The following is an 18,546-nucleotide window of genomic DNA, read 5'->3' as shown; positions in this document are numbered from 1 at the left end:
CATGGCGCGGCGCCCGCCCTGCTAGCCGGTCTTCAGCCGGCTTTCGATCAGCAGGTCGGCCTCGTCCAGGATGGGATGCGCGACCGAGACGATATGCGCGTTCACCCGCTTCAGGTCGCGCAGGATGTCCAGATGCAGCGAGGAGGTTTGCTGGCTGTCCGCCTGCCCCTCGCGCAGCCGCATCAGGTGGCGCTGCGCCGACAGTCGCTCCAGCCGCCGGATCTCGACCTTTTCCTCCATCAACTGCCGCGCCAGGTCGCGGTCGCGGGTCATGAAGACGGTCTGGGCAAGCTGCAGGTTCTCGATGGTCATCAGGAACAACCCGTCGAGTTCGCGATAGCCCTCGTCGGAAAAGCGCAGGGACAGCGCGGCCTTCTTGCGAATCTCGGGACCGAGTCCCTTGTCGATGATGTCGCCCACATGCTCCAGGTTGATGACGTAGTCGAGGATGGTGATGGCCTGGCGCCGCTCATCCTCGCCCGCCTCGCGGCCCAGGCGGGACAGGAAGCTCTTGACCTCCTGCTGCATGCGGTCCACCCGCTCCTCCAGCACCGAGACCTCGGCCAGGGGCGCATCGTCGCCGCGGGCAAAGGCGGTGCGGGCCTGCTGCAACATCCGTTCGACCACGTCGCCGATGGCCAGCGCCGCGCGGCTGGCGCGGGCCAGCGCCACGGCGGGGGTGTCCAGCGCATGCCCGTCCAGCAACTGCGCCTCGATCGGCGGCGGCTGCCCCTCTTCGCGCAGAATCAGGGCGGTCAGGCGGGTGACCAGCCCCGAGAAGGGCCAGATCACCGCCGCCAGCACCAGGTTGAAGGCCAGATGCGCCTCGACCGCCAGCCCCGTCTCGGGCAGGGGCACGGCGGACAGAAGCTGCGCCACCTGCCCGGCCAGGGGCAGCGCCACAAGACAGCCGACGGCACGCACGATCAGGTTGCCCAAGGCGACGCGGCGGGCGGCGATGCCCTGCCCGGCCGTGGCCAGCACCGGCGGGATCGCCCCGCCCAGATTGGCGCCCAGCACCAGAACGACGGTCAAGGCCGGCTCCATGCCCAGAGACAGCACCAGCATCACCACCGCCAGAGAGGACGAACAGATCACCGCCAGCCCCGCCGCGATGGCCAGCGCCACCGGCCAGGCATTGCCCAGCATGGCCAGAAAGGCCGCCATCGCCGCGGATTCGCGCAAGGGTTCGGTCGCATGACCCAGCAAACCCAGCGACAGCAGCATCAGCGCAATGCCGATCAGCGCCAGCCCGCCGCCCGACCAGCCCCGGCGATCCTGGCGGCGCAGCACGTAACCGGCCAGCAGCAGCACCGGCACCAGCGCCTCGATCCCCGAGGCGACGATCCACGCGGTCAGCGCCGTGCCCAGATTGGCGCCCAGCAGCACGATCTGCGCCATGCGGGGCCGGATCATGCCGCGATCCACGAAAGAGGCCGTCATCAGCGCCGTCGCGGTCGAGCTTTGCAGCCCCAGCGTCGCCACCAGCCCGGAAACAAAGGCCCGCAACCCGGTGCGCGTGCCCCGCCCCAGCACCATCTTGAGCCTGACACCGAAGGCGCGCACCATCCCGTCGCGGACCAGTCCAAGCCCGAAAAGCAGCAGCGCCACGGCACCGGCCAGCTGGAAGATCACGGAAAGGGACTGCACGGCGCTTCACCTCCTGACGCGCCGCGAGGGGCGCGCCTCCCCTGATATTTGGCCCCGGATGCGCGGGGGTCAATGGATGCGGGGGATTTGAGACATTTCCCGCCGGTGCGATGGCGCCCCTGCCACAGGGCGGGACTCAGGGCGCCGGAATCGGCTCGCGCCCGGCCTCGCCCAGCAGATGCAGGCCGGTTTCGTCGAAGACGACCACGCTCAGCGGGCCACCATAGGCCGCGCCGGTATCGATGGCCAGGCGATTGCCGAAATGCGTCACCCGCTCGACCGGGGTGTGGCCATGCACGACCAGCATGCCGTGATCGCCGGCATGGTCCAGGAAGCCCTTGCGGATCCAGACCAGGTCGTGCTCGGTCTGCCGGGCCAGATCGACGCCGGGGCGGATGCCGGCATGGACGAACAGCGCCTGCGGGATCAGATGCCACAGGGGCAGCGCGTCCAGCCAGCGCAGATGCGCCTGGGGCACGGCGCGCAGCATCTCGGCATGGGTGCGGTCGTGGTCGCGGATCTCGACGCCATAGGAGCCCAGCGTCTCGGCCGCCCCCAGCGAGGGATGGTCCAGCCAGTGCCGACCCGAGGCGAGGCCGGGATCGATCCAGCCCGGCTGCCGGGCAAAGCGCGGCAGGAAACGGTCGTGATTGCCCTTGAGCACGATCCATTGCCGCCCCTCGGCCTGGCCGCGCATCAGGTAATCGACCACGCCGCGCGAATCCGGGCCCCGGTCCTGAAGGTCGCCGACATGGACCAGCGTGCCGCCGCCGCCATGCGCCGCATCGTCGCGCGCGATCAGGTCATGCGCCGCCCTGAGCAGTTCCAGATGGCCGTGAATGTCGCCGATGGCATAGGTCCGCATGCCGCCCCCGCAAATGAAAACCCCCGGACCCTAGTCCGGGGGTTTGCAAGGTTCAAACCTCGAATTGCAGCGGACGCACCTGCAGGAACTTGCCGGTGGCGCGCAGGGCCTCCAGCGCCTCGGGCTTCAGCGGCTCGTCAAGATAGAGGATGGCGATGGCATCGTCCCCGGTCTTGGTGCGGCCCAGGGTGAAATTGGCAATGTTCACGCCCAGATCGCCCAGGGTCATGCCCAGCGCGCCGATGACGCCCGGCACGTCCCTGTTGCGGGTATAGAGCATGTGCTCGCCGATCTCGGCATCGACATTGATGCCGCGGATCTGGATGAAGCGCGGCTTGCCGTCGCTGAACACCGTGCCGGCGATGGACCGCTCGCGGGTGTCGGTCACCACGGTGGCCTTGATATAGCCGTCGAAGACGCCCGACTTGGCCTGCGTCGTGGTCGCCACCTGCACGCCGCGCTCGGCCGCCATGACCGGGGCCGAGACCATGTTCACGTCCGGGTTCGTCGCCTGCATTACGCCCGCGATCACCGCGGCGTTCAGCGCCTTGAGGTTCATCTCGGACGCAACGCCGTCGTAGAGTACGTTGATCGCCTTGATCGGCTCGTCGGTCATCTGGCCGATAAAGGCGCCCAGATGGCCGGCCAGCTTCAGCCACGGCCCCATCACCGCTGCCTCCTCGGCCGTGACCGAGGGCATGTTCAGCGCGTTCTGCACCGCGCCGGTCAGCAGATAGTCCGACATCTGCTCGGCGACCTGCAGGGCGACATTCTCCTGCGCCTCGGTGGTCGAGGCGCCCAGATGCGGCGTCACCACCACGTTGGGCAGGCCGAACAGCGGGCTCGCGGTCGCGGGCTCGGTGGCAAAGACGTCCAGCGCCGCCCCGGCGACATGGCCCGATTTCAGCAGGTCGGCCAGCGCCTCCTCGTCAATCAGCCCGCCGCGCGCGGCATTGATGATGCGCACGCCCTTCCTGGTCTTTTCCAGGTTCTCGCGCGACAGGATGTTGCGGGTCTTGTCGGTCAGCGGCACATGCATGGTGATGAAATCGGCCTTGGCCAGCAGCTCGTCCAGCTCGACCTTCTTCACGCCCAGATCCTTGGCGCGCTCTTCCGACAGGAAGGGATCATAGGCCAGGACCTTCATGTGCAGGCCCAGAGCCCGGTCGATCACGATCGAGCCGATATTGCCCGCCCCGATCACGCCCAGCGTCTTGTTGAACAGCTCGACCCCCATGAAGCGGTTCTTCTCCCACTTGCCCTCATGGGTCGAGACGCTGGCCTCGGGCAGTTGCCGGGCCACGGCGAACATCAGCGCGATGGCATGCTCGGCGGTGGTGACACTGTTGCCGAAGGGCGTGTTCATCACGATCACGCCCTTCTTCGAGGCGGCCGGAATGTCCACGTTGTCCACACCGATCCCGGCGCGGCCGATCACCTTCAGCTTGCCGGCATTCTCCAGCAATTTCGCCGTCACCTTGGTGGCCGAGCGGATGGCAAGGCCGTCATACTGGCCGATAATCTCGGCCAGCTTCTCCTTGTCCTTGCCGACATCCGGCAGGTAGTCCACCTCGACGCCGCGGTCGCGAAAGATCTGGACGGCGGTTTCCGAAAGTTTGTCCGAAACAAGAACCTTGGGCATTTCTCTATCCTCTGGATATGCGGGCGGCGCGCAGGACCAGGGCCCGCGCAGCGTCTTCTTCGTTCGATAAATACTCCGGGGGGGCGCGGGGGGCAGCGCCCCCCGTTCACCGTCAGGCCACTTCCGCCTGCGCCTCGATCTCGGCCTCGAAGGCATACTCGATCCAGGGCATCAGCGCCGCGACATCCGCGGTCTCGACGGTCGAGCCGCACCAGATCCGCAGGCCGGGGGGCGCATCGCGATAGGCGCCGGCGTCCAGCGCCACGCCTTCCTTCTCCAGCCGCTTGGCGACGGCTTTGGCGAATGCGGCACCGTCCTTGATGCGCGGATCGGTGAATTTCAGGCATACGCTCGTGGTCGAGGCGGTGGCCGGATCCTCGGCCAGATCGGCGATCCAGTCGCGGCCGGCGATGAAGTCGCGCACCGCTTTCGCATTCGCCGCGGCCCGCGCCACCAACGCCTGGCGGCCGCCCAGCGATTGCGCCCATTTCAGCGCCACCAGGTAATCCTCGACGCACAGCATCGAGGGCGTGTTGATGGTCTCGCCCTTGAAGATGCCCTCGATCAGCTTGCCGCCCTTGGTCATGCGAAAGATCTTGGGCAGCGGCCAGGCGGGGGTATGGGTTTCCAGCCGCTCGACGGCGCGCGGGCTCAGGATCAGCACGCCATGCGCGCCCTCGCCCCCCAGCACCTTCTGCCAGCTGAAGGTCACGACATCCAGCTTGTCGAACGGCAGATCCATCGCGAAGGCGGCCGAGGTGGCGTCGCAGATGGTCAGCCCGGCCCGGTTCGCAGGGATCGCGTCCCCATTCGGCACGCGCACACCCGAGGTAGTGCCGTTCCAGGTAAAGACCACGTCGTTGTCGAAATCGACCTGGGCGAAATCCACGATCTTGCCGTAATCGGCCTTGCGCACCACCGCATCCAGCTTGAGCTGCTTGACGACGTCGGTGACCCAGCCCTCGCCAAAGCTTTCCCAGGCCAGCATCTCGACCTTGCGCGCACCCAGAAGCGACCACAGCGCCATCTCGACGGCGCCGGTATCCGAGGCGGGAACGATGCCGATGCGGTAATCCGCCGGCACGCCCAGGACTTCACGGGTCAGGTCGATGGCCTCGGCCAGCTTGGCCTTGCCGATGGCGGCACGATGCGAGCGGCCCAGCGGCGCGTCGGCAAGCATGTCCAGCGAGAAATTGGGGATCTTGGCGCAGGGGCCCGAAGAAAAGCGCGGATTGGCCGGCCGCGCGGCCGGAGCAGTCTTGCCCATGATGTTAGCCTTCCAGCTATAAGCGCCGCGTTGGGGCGGCGTGTCCCGCTGACCGCCTTAGCGCCGCCGAAAGATTCTCGCAAGAAAAAATTGCAAGCCATGCTTGCGACAGATTCCCGGTATGAATCCGACTGATTGATCCCCCGCACCGCTTTGGCTAGTGCTGCCGGAAACAACCGCCGAGGGGGCCTTCATGTTCACCGTCACGATCCTTGCCGCGCCCAGCCGCGCGGACCTGCCCGCCTCGCTTGTCGACGATCTCCGCCGCGCCTGGGATGGCGGGCATGTCATCTGGCTGGCCCAGGGCGTTGCCGCGGAATTTCCCCTCGCCGCCGAACCGGCGGATTTCTGGCAGGCCTGGGAACGGCTCCAGGCCGAGGGTTTCGACCTCGCGATCCAACCCACCCTCGGCCGGCGCAAGGCAGTGCTGCTGGCCGACATGGATTCGACCATGATCCAGCAGGAATGCATCGACGAACTGGCCGATGTCGCCGGCGTGGGCGAGCGCGTCGCCACCATCACCGCCCGCGCGATGAACGGAGAGCTGAACTTCCACGAAGCCCTGCTCGCCCGCGTCGGCCTGCTTGCGGGCCTGCCGGAAACCGCCATCGGCGAGGTGCTGGAAAGCCGCATCACCCTGGCGCCGGGCGGCCGGCAACTGGTCGCCACCATGCGCGCGCAGGGCGGCTATGCGGCGCTGGTCTCGGGCGGCTTCACCGATTTCACCGGCCCGGTCGCCGGCGCGCTGGGTTTCGACGAGCATCGCGCCAACACCCTGCTGGCCGAGGAAGGCGTGCTGACCGGCCATGTCGCCCTGCCCATCCTGGGCCGCGAAGCCAAGGTCGAGGCGCTGCGCGAGATCGCCGCCGCGCGCGGCCTTTCCCCCGCCGACGTGCTGGCGGTGGGCGACGGCGCCAACGACCTAGACATGCTGAAACTGGCCGGCATGGGTGTCGCATTGCATGCCAAACCCGTGGTCGCGGCCCAGGTCGGCCTGCGAATCAACCACGGCGACCTGACCGCGCTGCTTTACCTGCAAGGCTACGCGGCCGAGGAATTCGCCCAGTAGCCATGCGGGCATCGCCGCATCACCCCGCGGCAAAGCGCAGGGTGCAACCCGGCGTGAACTTGCGGTCATGACCGTTCGGTGACAGAAGCAGGGGATGAATCCGCGCCTCAAAGCCCTTGCCGTGCATCTGCTGACCGCGACCGGAGCGGTGCTGTCCATGCTTGCCCTGCTGGCCGCCGTCCGGGCGGAGTGGTCGCAGATGTTCTTCTGGCTGGTCATCGCCCTGATCGTGGACGGCGTCGACGGCCCCCTGGCGCGACGCTATCACGTCAAGACCAACTGGCCGACCTATGACGGCGTGTTGATGGACCTGATCATCGACTACCTGACCTATGTCTTCATCCCGGCCTATGCGCTGTTCATGTCGGGGCTCTTGCCGGGCTGGACCGGCTGGATCGCGATCATCGCCATCACCTATGGCAGCGTGATCTATTTCGCCGACACGCGCATGAAGACCCGCGACAATTCCTTTGCCGGCTTCCCGGCCTGCTGGAACATGGTGGTGCTGGTGCTGTTCGCGATCAAGCCGGATTTCTGGCTGACCCTCGTCATCGTCGTGGCGCTGGCGATCACCATGTTCACCAACGTGAAATTCATCCACCCGATGCGGACCGAACGCTGGCGCGCGATCTCGCTGCCGGTGACCGTGGCCTGGGTCGGCTTTTCGGTCTGGGCGGTGCTGGTCGACTTTCATCCCGAAAGCTTCGCCCGCTGGGGGCTGCTGCTCAGCTCGCTCTGGCTGATGTTTGCGGGCCTCGCGCAGCAGCTGACCGAGCGGCGGGCTTGATCGCCGGGCGATTTGCCGGGAAGCTGCGCCCAGGGATCAGCCTAAGGGGGACAGGGATGTTCGCGAAATTCATGCAGGCCGCCGCCATGGCGGCCGTTCTGGCCACGCCGGCGCTGGCAGCACAGGATTCGATCACGCTGGCCATGGTGCTGGAGCCGCCGAACCTGGACCCGACCGGGGGCGCCGCCGCCGCCATCGACGAGGTGGTCTATGCCAATGTCTTCGAAGGGCTGACCCGCATCGCGCCCGACGGCAGCGTGCAGCCCGGCCTGGCCGAAAGCTGGGAAAGCGACGATGGCCGGACCTACGTCTTCCACCTGCGCCCCGGCGTGACCTTCCACGACGGCAGCGCCTTCGACGCGCAGGACGTGATCTTTTCGCTCGACCGCGCCCGGGCGCCCGACAGCACCAATGCCCAGAAGGCCCTGTTCGAGGGCATCGAGACGGTCGAGGCGATCGACCCGCAGACCGTCCGCGTCGCGCTCAAGGCCCCCGACGGCGGCTTCCCCTTCAAGATGGCCTGGGGCGACGCGGTGATGGTGGACCAGGCCAGCATCGGGGACATCGCCACCAAGCCCGTCGGCACCGGCCCGTTCCGCTTCGGCGAATGGCGGCAGGGCGACCATATCCGGCTCGACGCCTTCGACGGCTACTGGGGCGAGAAGCCGGCGCTCAGGACCGCCACCTTCCGCTTCATCTCCGACCCCAGCGCCGCCTTCGCGGCGATGATGGCGGGCGATATCGACGCCTTCCCGATCTACCCCGCGCCCGAGACGCTGCCCCAGCTGCAATCCGATCCGCGCTTCAAGGTGCTGGTCGGCACCACCGAGGGCGAGACGATCCTGGCCATGAACCACAAGCACCCGGCGCTGGCCGACATCAAGCTGCGCGAAGCCATCGCCCATGCCGTCAACCGCCAGGAAATCATCGACGGCGCCATGTTCGGCTACGGCACCCCCATCGGCACGCATTTCGCGCCGCACCACCCCGATTACGTCGACCTGACCGGGAAATCGCAATACGACCCGGAGCTGTCGAAAAAGCTGCTGGCCGAGGCAGGGACCCAGAACCTGACGCTGCGCCTTGCCCTGCCGCCGACGCCCTATGCCCGCCGCGGCGGGGAAATCGTGGCGGCCGAATTGCGCGCCGTGGGCATCCAGACGCAGATCACCAACATGGAATGGGCGCAATGGCTTGAGCAGGTGTTCAAGAATGCCGATTACGACCTGACCATCATCAGCCATGTCGAGCCGATGGATATCGGCATCTATGCCCGCAAGGACTATTACTTCAACTACCGGAACCCCGCCTTCGACGAGACGATGGCGAAGCTCGACGCCACCACCGATCCGGCCGAACGCTCGGCACTGCTGAAGCAGGCGCAGGAAATCCTGGCCGACGACCATGCCAACGCCTTCCTGTTCCAGATGGCGAAGACCGGCGTTGCCAAGGCCGAGATCGAGGGCCTGTGGGAAAACACCCCCATGCCGGCAAACGACCTGACCCAGGTGCGCTGGAAGGAATAGCGGCGCCCCCTTCCTTGCGCGCCCGGCTTCTTCGTTCCTCAAATACTCAAGAAACGCCGCAGCCGGTGCGGCGCTTCAGTTCTTCAGCACGAGGCAGCGCCCGCCCAGGCCGCGCAGCCGGTTGCAGAATGCGTGGGCCTCGGCCTTCGACGAATAGCCGATCTGCGCGGTATAAAGCTTGCGCGGCCCGCCCGAGACCTTGCGATGCACGTAGCTCACGCGCTTGCCGCCCAGGATCGGCCGCAATTGCCGGTTCAGCCGCGCGACTTGCTGGCTGACGCCGGAATGGCTGGGATGGGTGGCGACGATCACGCCCCAGGGCCAGGGATGCTCGGGGGTCTGGAACTCGCGCAGCTTGCGCTTGCCGGCCAGCTCGATGCAGGCGTCGCGGAAGGGCCGCTCCTTGTCCAGCCGCACATCCAGCCGGGCCGGAGGGGTGTCGCGCCAGATCCAGGCCGTCTGGCCGGTGATCGCCTGGACATAATCCTGCGTCTCCCATGGCAGGCCGCCATTTTGCGAGACGAAGCGCGCGGCCCGGTTCTCGCCGCCGTTATAGGCGACGGCGGCAAGGCCCACATTGCCAAAGCTCGCGGTCAGCGTCGCCAGATAGCGCGCCGAGGCCTCGATGGCCTTGGCCGGGTTGAAGGGATCGTCCAGCCCGACCATCTCGGCGGTGCCGGGCATGAATTGCGCGATGCCCATGGCGCCGACCGGGCTGATCGCGCCCGGCTCGAACAGGCTTTCCTTCCACAAGAGCCTGGCGAAGAAATGCGGGTCCAGCCCGTTCTTCCCCGCCGCCCGCTCGATGGCCGAGCAGACATCGGGCACATAGCTCGCAAGCGAGATGCAATAAAGCCCGTCGTCGGTGCAGCGCAGCGTCTTGGACGGGCGCGGGGCGCGCAGCCCCAGAAGCGCATCCACCGCCTCATAGGCGGGGGCCGCGGTGGCGGCCAACACGGCGACAAGGGTCAGGACCAGACGGCGCATGTAAAGACTCGGGCGGTTCGGACAGGTTCCAGATAGCAGCCGGCGCGCGGCTTGGAAACCGCGCCCGCGCCTACTCGGCCTTCTTGCCCTTGGCCGCCCCGCCCTTGGCCGGCCTGGCCGGATCCGCGGTCGCCTTTTCCTTTGCCCTTGCCGCCTTGCGCTCGGCCCTGGCGGCTTCCTTCTCGGCGGCTTTGGCGGCCTGTTTCGCGGCCTTGCGCTCGGCCTTCTCGGCCTCTTTCACGCGCTTCTTCTCGGCCTTCTCGGCCTCCTTGATGCGCTTGCGCTCGGCCTTGTCCGGCTTGGGCAGGACCGGGCGCTGGGGCTTGGCCGCCTCGACAGGCGCGGCGGCGGGGGCCGGGGCATCGGGGGCGACGGCGGCGGCGGGCTCGGTCGCCTCGCCCTGCTCCTTGCGGCGGCGCTTTTCGGCGGCGGCGCGGCGCATCGCCTGGGACAGCGCCTTGCGCACGGCCTCGTCCTGCTCGCTTTCCTTCATCGCGCGCAGGTCGCGCTGCAAGGCGGTCAGCGCGGACTGGTCCAGCAGGCGCAGCGCGGCGGTCTGGGTCTGTTCGACAAGCGCATCCAGATCGCGCGAGGCGGTGGTGGTCTGATCGGCGGGCTTGGCCATGGGGCTCTCTCCTGACAGGCGCATTGCGCGCGAAATCTGCCACGGGCAGCCGGCGCTGACCAGAGAAAGAAACGCCCCGGCCGTGGACGGGCCGGGGCGCGAAAGAGCGGCAGAGCGGGCGGCGCTATTGCGCGGGCTGGACCTCGGCGGTCTGCACCTCGCCCCCCGCCGGCGCCAGGTAGCCGTTGGGCAGTTCGACCAGCGGCCCCTCCAGCGCCCGGCTTTCCGCCTGGGTGCGGACCTTGACCGTGGTGCCGTTGGGGATGTCGTGGAACAGGTCCATGATGTCCTGGTTGAACAGACGGATGCAGCCGGCCGAGGTGGCCTTGCCGATCGAGGACGGGTCCATGGTGCCGTGGATGCGATACATGGTGTCGCGCCCGCCCTTGTAGAGATACAGCGCGCGCGAGCCCAGCGGGTTGTCCACCCCGCCGCGCAGCCCGCCCTTGAGCGGGCCGTAAAGCTCGGGCTGGGTGCGGACCATGTTCGCGGTGGGCGTCCAGCTGGGCCAGGCATGCTTGCGGCCGACCGACGCCGTGCCCTGGAAGTTCTTGCCCGCCTGGCCGACTGCGACGCCATAGCGCATCGCCTCGCCGTTCCCCAGCACATGATAAAGGAAGCGCGCATAGGGATCGACGACGATGGTGCCGGCTGCCTCGGGACCGTTGTAGGGAACGCGCTGGCGGCGGTTGCGCTCGGTCAGGTAGGCGGTGCGGACGGCATGGATCTCGATCGGCTCGCCATTGGGGCCGGTATCGGTCCGCGCGCCATAGACGCCGTGATCGGGCGGCGGGGCGGCCGGAGGTTCGGGGGTGGGCGCGCAGGCGGCAAGGCCCAGGCCCATCGCCAGCAGAAGCGGAGCAAGGCGCATCGGTGTTTCCCTTCGTAACGCGCCGCACCCGGGAAGGATGCGGCCGTGGCAGCAGTGACATCGCGTCGGATGACGCGCCCGGCCCGAGCAGAGGGCGGGCAGGAGTTACAAGCCCCTTATCAGCCTTTCCGGTCCTGTGGCGTCAAGCCTCGGACCCCGGGGATATGCGCAATCGTTACCGAACTGTTGCCGAAACGCGCGGTTTTTCGCGCCTGCCGGGGCGAAACGACGGGTTTCGGAACCCGCGCAGGGCGGAAAGCGTTTGCCTGCCTGACCGGCCAGGTGCCGGAAAACCTGCAAGGGAGGACGCTTTCATGACCCTGACCGCCCTGCTCATCACCCTGATCATCGGCGCGATCGCCGGCTGGCTGGCCGGAGTGATCGTCAAGGGCCATGGCGAGGGCCTGCTGATGAATATCGTCATCGGCATCCTGGGCGCGGTGATCGCGGGCTGGCTGTTCCCGATGCTCGGCATCGGCATGAGCGCCTCGGCCCCGATTCTCGGCACGATCATCTTCGCCACGCTCGGCGCGGTGATCCTGCTGGTGGTGCTGCGGCTCGTCAAACGGGCCTGACCCCGCCGAATTGCCAGAAAGGGGGCCCTGAACGGGCCCCCTTTTTCATGCCTGCCGCGATTTTCAGGCGCGGGCGGGTTGCAGCGCCGGCCGGCCGGCGGCCTTTGCCCCGCGCATATAGCGGGCATAGCCCAGATCCTCGGCGGCGATATCGGGCTTGCGGCCCGAGATCAGGTCGGCGATCAGTCGCCCCGAGCCCGCCGACATGGTCCAGCCCAGCGTACCGTGGCCGGTGTTCAGGTAAAGGTTCGGGATCGGCGTCGCGCCGACGATGGGCGTGCCGTCCGGCGTCATCGGGCGAAGCCCGGTCCAGAACAGCGCCTGCTCTGCATCGCCCGCGCCACCGAACAGCTCGCCCACCGATTTCGCCAGCGTTTCCTTGCGCCGCGGGTTCAGGCTCAGGTCGTAGCCGGCGATCTCGGCCAGCCCGCCGACGCGGATGCGGTCGCCCAGGCGGGTGATCGCGACCTTGTAGGTCTCGTCCATCACCGTCGAGACCGGCGCGCGGCTTTCGTCCTGGATGTCGATGGTCAGCGAATAGCCCTTGAGCGGATAGACCGGCAGCTTCAGCCCCAGATGCCGCACCATGCGCGGCGAATAGGAGCCCATGGCCAGCACATAGCGATCAGCGGTCAGCCGGCCCTTGTCGGTGCGCACGGCGCTGATGCGGCCGCCCTCGGCCTCGAGCGCCTCGATGCTGACGCCCCAGCGGAAGGTCACGCCCGCCTCTGTCGCCATCTCGGCCAGACGGTTGGTGAACAGGAAGCAATCGCCGGTCTCGTCGCCCGGCAGCCGCAGCCCGCCGACGATCCGCTCGGCCGAGCCGGCCAGCCCCGGCTCGGCGGCGACGCAGCCGTCACGGTCCAGAACCTCGAAGGGCACGCCATCGGCCCTGAGCACCTCGATATCCTTGCCGGCCGCATCCAGCTGCTGCTGCTTGCGGAACACCTGCAGGGTGCCCTGCGTGCGCTCGTCATAGCGGATGCCGGTTTCGGCCCGCAACTCGCCCAGGCAGTCGCGGCTGTATTCGGCCAGCCGCACCATGCGGCTTTTATTGACGGCATAGGCCGAGGAGGTGCAGTTCGCCAGCATCCGCGCCATCCAGGAAACGCGCTGCCAGTCCAGCCGGGGCTGGACGACCAGCGGCGCATGGCGCTGGAACATCCATTTCAGCGCCTTCAGCGGCACGCCGGGCGCCGCCCAGGGCGAAGAATAGCCGGGCGAGATCTCGCCGGCATTGGCAAAGCTGGTTTCCAGCGCCGGGCCTTCCTGCCGGTCGATCACCGTCACCTCATGCCCGGCCTTGGCCAGATACCAGGCCGAAGTGACGCCCAGGACGCCAGCACCAAGAACGACGATCTTCATATTCGCGCACCTCCCAGATCCAAGTTGAGAGGAAGGATAGCAGCCCGGAAAGAAATGAAATCCCGATTCCGTCGCAAGATCGCAGGTGTTAGGCAAACACATCCCACATTAATGTAGTATTATCGAATATTCTTCGATGATATGCTTTCAATGCGGAAGAAATTGCGTACGCGGCAAGAATCGGCCGCCCCGATTGCGGCCCGGAGAGGCTCTGCCTAAGGTTGGGCGTATCGCCGCGCGCCCCAGATTTTTCGGATCATGCCAGCCCCTGCCCGCAAGAGCCCCTTTGCCCCGTTCCGCCATCGCGACTTCCGCCTGCTCTGGTCGGCGACGCTGATCTCGAATTTCGGCGGGCTGGTCCAAGCGGTGGGGGCGGCCTGGATGATGACGCAGCTGACCGATTCGGCGACGCTGATCGCGCTGGTGCAAGCATCCAACACGCTGCCGATCATGCTGTTTGCGCTGCTGTCGGGCGCGCTGGCCGACATCTTCGACCGCCGCACGCTTCTGCTCGGGGCACAGGTCTTCATGGCCGCGGTCTCGGTGCTGCTGGCGGTGCTGACCTGGCAAGGCTGGATGACGCCCTTGCTGCTTTTGTCGCTGACCTTTCTGATCGGGGTCGGACAGGCGATCTACAACCCGCCCTGGCAGGCCAGCATGCAGGACCTGGTGCCGCGCGACGACCTGCCGGCGGCGGTCTCGCTGAACTCGGTCGGCTTCAACCTGATGCGCTCGGTCGGTCCGGCGGTGGGCGGGATCATCACCGCCGCCTTCGGAGCCGCCGCCGCCTTTGCGGTCAATGCCGCAAGCTACATCCCGCTGCTGGGCGCGCTCACGCGCTGGCATCCGGTGACGCCGCCCCGCGTCACCACGCCCGAGCCCTTCGTCGCCGCCGTGGGCGCCGGCCTTCGCTATGTGGCGCTGTCGCCGAACCTGGTGCGGGTGCTGTCGCGCGGGGCGCTGTTCGGCTTTTCGGCCATCGTCGTCATGGCGCTGTTGCCGCTGGTGGCCAAGCAGAACCCCACGGGCGGCTCGCTGCTGTTCGGCCTGCTGCTGGGCTGCTTCGGCCTGGGCGCGATCTGCGGCGCGCTGATCAACCCGCTGGTGCGCGAAAGGCTTGACAACGAGAACGTGGTGCGCGTCGCCTTTGCCGCCTTCGGCGCCTCGGCACTGATGCTGGCCCTGACCGAAAGCACCTGGCTGCATGCGCTGGCCATGCTGCCGGCGGGCGCAAGCTGGGTGCTGGCGCTGTCGCTCTTCAACGTCACGGTGCAGCTTTCGACGCCGCGCTGGGTGGTGGCGCGGGCGCTGGCGCTTTACCAGACCGCGGTCTTCGGCGGCATGGCGGCGGGCAGCTGGGCCTGGGGTTCGGTCGCCAACAATTACGACGTGAACACGGCGCTGATCACGGCCTCGGTGCCGCTGTTCCTGGGCGCGATGCTGGGGCACTGGCTGCGCATCCCCGAATTCGGCACGCTGGACCTCGACCCGCTCAACCGCTTTCGCGAGCCGGAACTGGCGCTGGACCTGCGCGGCCGTTCGGGCCCGATCATGGTGATGGTCGATTACGAGATCGACCAGAAGGACGTGCCAGAATTCCTGCGCCTGATGGCGCTGCGCCGCAACGTGCGCCGCCGCGACGGGGCGCGGAACTGGGCGCTCTTGCGCGACCTGGAGCATCCCGAGCGCTGGACCGAAAGCTATCACATCGCCACCTGGGACGAATACGTGCGCCACAACCTGCGCCGCACCAAGGCCGATTTCGAGACCTACCAGGACCTGAACAAGCTGCATCGCGGCACCGAGCCGCCCATCGTCCACCGCATGATCGAGCGCCACACCGTCAGCCTGGACGACGATGTGCCGCTGATCGGCAAGCTGGAAGTGCCCTGAGCGCAAAGGCGGCTTTACCGGCGTGGCAAGCCGGACTAGCGTTTCCCCATGCTGCGCTATGTGATCCGCCGCCTGATCTCGCTTGGCCTGAGCCTGCTCGTGGCCTCGGCGCTGATCTTTTCGGTGGTCGAGCTGGTGCCGGGCGATCCGGCCAGCTTCATGCTGGGCACCGGCGCGCAGCCCGAGACGGTGGCCGCGCTGCGCCAGCAGATGGGCTTGGACCTGCCCTTGCCGCTGCGCTACCTGCATTGGCTGGGCGGGGTGCTGACGGGCGACCTGGGTCACAGCTTCACCTACAAGACGCCGGTGGCGGGGATGATCCTGGACCGCATGCAGGTCTCGTTGCCCCTGGCGCTGATGGCGCTGGCGCTGGCGGTGCTGATCGCCCTGCCCATCGGCATGTTCGCCGCCGCAAGGCGCGGGCGGACGGGCGACACGGCGGTCATGGGGGCGACGCAGATCGGCATCGCGCTGCCGAATTTCTGGTTCGCCATGCTGCTGGTGCTGCTTTTCGCGGTGAACCTGCGGTGGCTGCCGGCGGGCGGCTTTCCGGGCTGGAGCCATCCCGGCGCCGCGCTGAAATCGCTGCTCCTGCCCGCCGTCGCGCTGGCGCTGCCGCAGGCGGCGATCCTGGCGCGCGTGCTGCGCTCGGCCCTGGTCGAGACGCTGGGGCAGGACTATATCCGCACCGCCCGCGCCAAGGGGCTGACCGCCGGGCAGGTGCTGTCGCGCCATGCGCTGCGCAATGCGCTGATCCCGGTGCTGACCATCCTGGGGATGCAGTTCTCGTTCCTGCTGGCCGGGGCGATCATCATCGAGAACGTCTTCTACCTGCCCGGCCTGGGCCGGCTGATCTTTCAGGCGATCACCCAGCGCGACCTGATCGTCGTGCAAAGCGCGGTGCTGGTGCTGGTCGCGGCGGTGATCCTGGTCACCTTCCTTGTCGACCTGTCCTATGCGCTGGTCGATCCGAGGTTGCGCAAATGAGGGCCTCGCTGATCCTCGGCACCCTGCTGTCGGGGCTGGCGCTGGCCGCGGCGCTGGCCTCGTTTGTCTGGACGCCGGCCGACGTGACGCAGCTTGCCATCGCGCAGAAGCTGCTGCCGCCCTCGGGCCAGCATTGGCTGGGCACCGACCATTTCGGCCGCGACATGCTGTCGATGATCATGGTCGGCGCGCGCACCTCGATCGCCGTGGCGCTGGTCGCGGTCGGCATCGGCATGGGCTTCGGCGTGCCCCTGGGCCTCTTGGCGGCCGCCCGCAGCGGCGGCTGGCTGGACGAGGTGGTGATGCGCGGCAACGACCTGGTCTTTGCCTTCCCCAGCCTGGTCATCGCCATCCTGATCACCGCGGTGCTGGGGCCTTCGGCGCTGAACGCGATCATCGCCATCGGCATCTTCAACATCCCGGTCTTTGCCCGCGTCACGCGCGGGGGCGCGCTGCCGATCTGGACGCTGGACTATATCCGCGCCGCGCAGGTCGCCGGCAAGGGCGCCGGCCGGATCAGCATCCAGCACATCCTGCCGAACATCGCCAACCTCCTGATCGTGCAGGGCACCATCCAGTTCAGCCTGGGCATCCTGGCCGAGGCGGGCCTTTCCTATGTCGGGCTGGGCGCGCAACCGCCCACGCCAAGCTGGGGCCGGATGCTGGCCGAGGCGCAGACCATGGTCGCACTTGCCCCGCATGTCGCCATCATCCCCGGCCTTGCCATCGTCGTGACGGTGCTGGGGCTGAACCTGTTGGGCGACGGCTTGCGCGACGCGCTGGATCCCAGGTTGCGCAGGTCGCCATGATCCAGACCAGCCGCCTTTCGGTCGAGATCGGCCCGCATGAGATCCTGCGCGGCATCGACCTGGCGCTGCCGCCCGGCCAAATCACCGGGCTGGTCGGCGAAAGCGGCTCGGGCAAGTCCATGGCCGCGCTGGCGATCATGGGCCTGCTGCCCGATGGCATGCGGACCGAGGGCCGGGTGGATCTGGACGGCCGGAACCTGCTGGAGCTGTCAGAGCGCGATCTGTGCCGCATCCGTGGCAAGCGCATCGGCATGATCTTTCAAGAGCCGATGACGGCGCTGAACCCGCTGATGACCATCGGCGACCAGGTGGCCGAGGTGCTGCGCATTCATCAGGGGCTGGACCGCAAGGCCGCGCAGGAACGTGCCCGCGACCGGCTGGACCGCGTCGGCCTGACCGCGCCGCGCTTTCCGCTGACGCTTTACCCGCACGAGCTATCGGGCGGCCAGCGCCAGCGCGTCGCCATTGCGCTGGCCATCGCCTTGCGTCCCGACCTGCTGATCGCCGACGAGCCGACGACCGCGCTGGACGTGACCACGCAGGCCAAGATCCTCGACCTGCTCAAGGCGTTGGTCCGGGACGAGGGGATGGCGCTTCTGCTCATCACCCACGACCTTGCCGTGGTGGCGGGCATCGCCGACCGCGTGGCGGTGATGCAGCACGGGACCATCGTCGAGGAAGGTCCGACCGAACAGGTGTTTCGCCAGCAGCGCCACCCCTATACCCGCGCGCTGTTCGCCGCCTCGACCCATCAGCCGCGGCTGGTGCTGCCCCGGGCGGAGCCCCGGCCGCTCTTGCAGGTCGAGGGGGCGGTGCGCGAATATCCCCTGCCCCGCCGCAGCCTCGGCGAAGCGCGCGGCAGCCTGCGGGCGGTGGACGGGGTCGGCTTCCGCATCGAGGCCGGCGAGTCGGTCGGGCTGGTCGGCGAATCCGGTTGCGGGAAATCGACCCTGACACGGGCGATCCTGGGGCTCGACCCGCTGCAGGGCGGCCGCATCCTGCTGGACGGACAGGAGATCCGGGCCGGTCGCGCCATGCCGGCCGGGCTGCGCGCCAAGATGCAGGTGGTGTTCCAGGACCCGTTCGGCAGCTTCGATCCGCGCTGGCGGGTCGAGCGGCTGGTGGCCGAGCCCTTTCACCTGACCGGCCTGCCCCGCGACTGGCGCGAACAGGTGGCCGAGGCGCTTTACGAGGTCGGTATCGCGGGCGACGCCATGCGCCGGCATATCCACGAATTTTCCGGCGGCCAGCGCCAGCGCATCGCAATCGCCCGGGCGTTGATCATCAAGCCCCGGCTGATCGTGCTGGACGAGGCGGTCAGCGCGCTGGACGTGCGGGTGCGGGCGCAGGTCCTGGACCTGCTGGCAGGGCTGCGGGTCAGCCACGGCCTGGCCTATCTGTTCATCAGCCACGACCTGTCGGTGGTGCGCCAGATCACCGACCGGGTGATGATCATGGAAAAGGGCCGCATCGTCGAGACCGGCCCGACCCACAAGGTGATGGACGCGCCCGAGCATCCCTATACGCAAAGCCTGCTGGCCGCGACGCCGCGCATACCGGTGGACTGGCACGTTCACGAACAGGTCAGCAGGGTTGCACTTTCGACCCCGGCGCCATAGGTGCTGCGG

General features: G+C 67.9%; 16 protein-coding genes. 8 read left to right on the top strand and 8 right to left on the bottom strand.

Annotation, left to right across the window (positions count from 1 at the left end):
• Positions 1-21: 21 nt before the first annotated feature.
• The 4 genes from BLT64_RS13770 to BLT64_RS13755 all read right to left on the bottom strand — a co-directional run bounded on the left by BLT64_RS13770 (position 22) and on the right by BLT64_RS13755 (position 5,424).
• The gene (locus BLT64_RS13770) at positions 22-1,650 is read right to left on the bottom strand and encodes a Na/Pi cotransporter family protein (RefSeq protein WP_011747156.1); all 1,629 of its coding nucleotides are present in this window, start codon (positions 1,648-1,650) and stop codon (positions 22-24) included.
• A gap of 136 nt (positions 1,651-1,786) precedes the next feature.
• The gene (locus BLT64_RS13765; protein WP_011747155.1) at positions 1,787-2,515 is read right to left on the bottom strand and encodes a metallophosphoesterase family protein; all 729 of its coding nucleotides are present in this window, start codon (positions 2,513-2,515) and stop codon (positions 1,787-1,789) included.
• A 52-nt stretch (positions 2,516-2,567) separates the two neighbouring features.
• Positions 2,568-4,157: a phosphoglycerate dehydrogenase gene (gene serA, locus BLT64_RS13760; RefSeq protein ID WP_011747154.1), complete on the bottom strand. Its 1,590-nt coding sequence runs from the start codon at positions 4,155-4,157 to the stop codon at positions 2,568-2,570.
• A gap of 112 nt (positions 4,158-4,269) precedes the next feature.
• Positions 4,270-5,424 carry a phosphoserine transaminase gene (locus BLT64_RS13755; RefSeq protein WP_011747153.1) on the bottom strand — a complete coding sequence of 385 codons (1,155 nt, stop codon included), beginning with the start codon at positions 5,422-5,424 and terminating at the stop codon, positions 4,270-4,272.
• A gap of 193 nt (positions 5,425-5,617) precedes the next feature.
• Between BLT64_RS13755 and serB the strand changes: the two genes are divergently transcribed.
• From serB to BLT64_RS13740, 3 genes are all read left to right on the top strand, one after another.
• Positions 5,618-6,493 (top strand): phosphoserine phosphatase SerB, encoded by an 876-nt coding sequence (serB, locus tag BLT64_RS13750; RefSeq protein ID WP_011747152.1) that lies wholly within the window; start codon positions 5,618-5,620, stop codon positions 6,491-6,493.
• 94 nt (positions 6,494-6,587) lie between these two features.
• Positions 6,588-7,280 (top strand): CDP-alcohol phosphatidyltransferase family protein, encoded by a 693-nt coding sequence (locus BLT64_RS13745; protein ID WP_011747151.1) that lies wholly within the window; start codon positions 6,588-6,590, stop codon positions 7,278-7,280.
• Between the two features lie 56 nt (positions 7,281-7,336).
• Entirely contained in the window at positions 7,337-8,806 is a 1,470-nt protein-coding gene (locus BLT64_RS13740) for an ABC transporter substrate-binding protein (RefSeq protein ID WP_011747150.1), read from the top strand.
• Positions 8,807-8,881: 75 nt separating this feature from the next.
• Here BLT64_RS13740 and BLT64_RS13735 read toward each other — a convergent pair whose 3' ends face one another.
• From BLT64_RS13735 to BLT64_RS13725, 3 genes are all read right to left on the bottom strand, one after another.
• Positions 8,882-9,793, bottom strand: coding sequence for a lytic transglycosylase domain-containing protein (locus tag BLT64_RS13735; RefSeq protein WP_011747149.1), 912 nt, complete (start codon positions 9,791-9,793; stop codon positions 8,882-8,884).
• Between the two features lie 70 nt (positions 9,794-9,863).
• Positions 9,864-10,418 (bottom strand): hypothetical protein, encoded by a 555-nt coding sequence (locus tag BLT64_RS26870; protein ID WP_011747148.1) that lies wholly within the window; start codon positions 10,416-10,418, stop codon positions 9,864-9,866.
• 124 nt (positions 10,419-10,542) lie between these two features.
• A complete protein-coding gene (locus tag BLT64_RS13725; protein WP_011747147.1) occupies positions 10,543-11,289 on the bottom strand; it encodes a L,D-transpeptidase in 747 nt (248 codons plus the stop codon).
• A 314-nt stretch (positions 11,290-11,603) separates the two neighbouring features.
• Between BLT64_RS13725 and BLT64_RS13720 the strand changes: the two genes are divergently transcribed.
• Entirely contained in the window at positions 11,604-11,864 is a 261-nt protein-coding gene (locus tag BLT64_RS13720) for a GlsB/YeaQ/YmgE family stress response membrane protein (protein WP_011747145.1), read from the top strand.
• Between the two features lie 63 nt (positions 11,865-11,927).
• Here the strand turns inward: BLT64_RS13720 and BLT64_RS13715 are convergent, their stop codons facing one another.
• A complete protein-coding gene (locus BLT64_RS13715) occupies positions 11,928-13,229 on the bottom strand; it encodes a D-amino acid dehydrogenase (RefSeq protein ID WP_011747144.1) in 1,302 nt (433 codons plus the stop codon).
• 258 nt (positions 13,230-13,487) lie between these two features.
• Between BLT64_RS13715 and BLT64_RS13710 the strand changes: the two genes are divergently transcribed.
• The 4 genes from BLT64_RS13710 to BLT64_RS13695 are packed head-to-tail and all read left to right on the top strand — an operon-like array spanning position 13,488 to position 18,537.
• Entirely contained in the window at positions 13,488-15,122 is a 1,635-nt protein-coding gene (locus tag BLT64_RS13710) for an MFS transporter (RefSeq protein WP_011747143.1), read from the top strand.
• A gap of 48 nt (positions 15,123-15,170) precedes the next feature.
• Positions 15,171-16,109, top strand: coding sequence for an ABC transporter permease (locus BLT64_RS13705; RefSeq protein ID WP_011747142.1), 939 nt, complete (start codon positions 15,171-15,173; stop codon positions 16,107-16,109).
• A complete protein-coding gene (locus tag BLT64_RS13700) occupies positions 16,106-16,918 on the top strand; it encodes an ABC transporter permease (protein WP_074810520.1) in 813 nt (270 codons plus the stop codon). The genes BLT64_RS13705 and BLT64_RS13700 overlap by 4 nt, the downstream gene beginning before the upstream one ends.
• Positions 16,915-18,537: an ABC transporter ATP-binding protein gene (locus tag BLT64_RS13695; RefSeq protein ID WP_011747140.1), complete on the top strand. Its 1,623-nt coding sequence runs from the start codon at positions 16,915-16,917 to the stop codon at positions 18,535-18,537. The genes BLT64_RS13700 and BLT64_RS13695 overlap by 4 nt, the downstream gene beginning before the upstream one ends.
• The last annotated feature ends 9 nt before the right edge of the window (positions 18,538-18,546 follow it).

The sequence above is a fragment of the Paracoccus denitrificans genome (assembly GCF_900100045.1).
Classification (GTDB): domain Bacteria; phylum Pseudomonadota; class Alphaproteobacteria; order Rhodobacterales; family Rhodobacteraceae; genus Paracoccus; species Paracoccus denitrificans.
Note: the sequence above shows the minus strand (reverse complement) of the source record. Positions and strands in the feature narration are given on the sequence as shown.

Excerpts from the sequence above, each read along its gene's own strand:
- BLT64_RS13745 (WP_011747151.1), top strand. The coding sequence starts at position 6,588 with ATGAATCCGCGCCTCAAAGCCCTTGCCGTGCATCTGCTGACCGCGACC.
- BLT64_RS13700 (WP_074810520.1), top strand. The coding sequence starts at position 16,106 with ATGAGGGCCTCGCTGATCCTCGGCACCCTGCTGTCGGGGCTGGCGCTG.
- BLT64_RS13735 (WP_011747149.1), bottom strand. The coding sequence starts at position 9,793 with ATGCGCCGTCTGGTCCTGACCCTTGTCGCCGTGTTGGCCGCCACCGCG.
- BLT64_RS13765 (WP_011747155.1), bottom strand. The coding sequence starts at position 2,515 with ATGCGGACCTATGCCATCGGCGACATTCACGGCCATCTGGAACTGCTC.
- BLT64_RS13715 (WP_011747144.1), bottom strand. The coding sequence starts at position 13,229 with ATGAAGATCGTCGTTCTTGGTGCTGGCGTCCTGGGCGTCACTTCGGCC.
- BLT64_RS13725 (WP_011747147.1), bottom strand. The coding sequence starts at position 11,289 with ATGCGCCTTGCTCCGCTTCTGCTGGCGATGGGCCTGGGCCTTGCCGCC.
- serB (WP_011747152.1), top strand. The coding sequence starts at position 5,618 with ATGTTCACCGTCACGATCCTTGCCGCGCCCAGCCGCGCGGACCTGCCC.
- BLT64_RS13695 (WP_011747140.1), top strand. The coding sequence starts at position 16,915 with ATGATCCAGACCAGCCGCCTTTCGGTCGAGATCGGCCCGCATGAGATC.
- BLT64_RS13740 (WP_011747150.1), top strand. The coding sequence starts at position 7,337 with ATGTTCGCGAAATTCATGCAGGCCGCCGCCATGGCGGCCGTTCTGGCC.
- BLT64_RS13720 (WP_011747145.1), top strand. The coding sequence starts at position 11,604 with ATGACCCTGACCGCCCTGCTCATCACCCTGATCATCGGCGCGATCGCC.
- BLT64_RS13755 (WP_011747153.1), bottom strand. The coding sequence starts at position 5,424 with ATGGGCAAGACTGCTCCGGCCGCGCGGCCGGCCAATCCGCGCTTTTCT.
- BLT64_RS26870 (WP_011747148.1), bottom strand. The coding sequence starts at position 10,418 with ATGGCCAAGCCCGCCGATCAGACCACCACCGCCTCGCGCGATCTGGAT.
- BLT64_RS13710 (WP_011747143.1), top strand. The coding sequence starts at position 13,488 with ATGCCAGCCCCTGCCCGCAAGAGCCCCTTTGCCCCGTTCCGCCATCGC.
- serA (WP_011747154.1), bottom strand. The coding sequence starts at position 4,157 with ATGCCCAAGGTTCTTGTTTCGGACAAACTTTCGGAAACCGCCGTCCAG.
- BLT64_RS13705 (WP_011747142.1), top strand. The coding sequence starts at position 15,171 with ATGCTGCGCTATGTGATCCGCCGCCTGATCTCGCTTGGCCTGAGCCTG.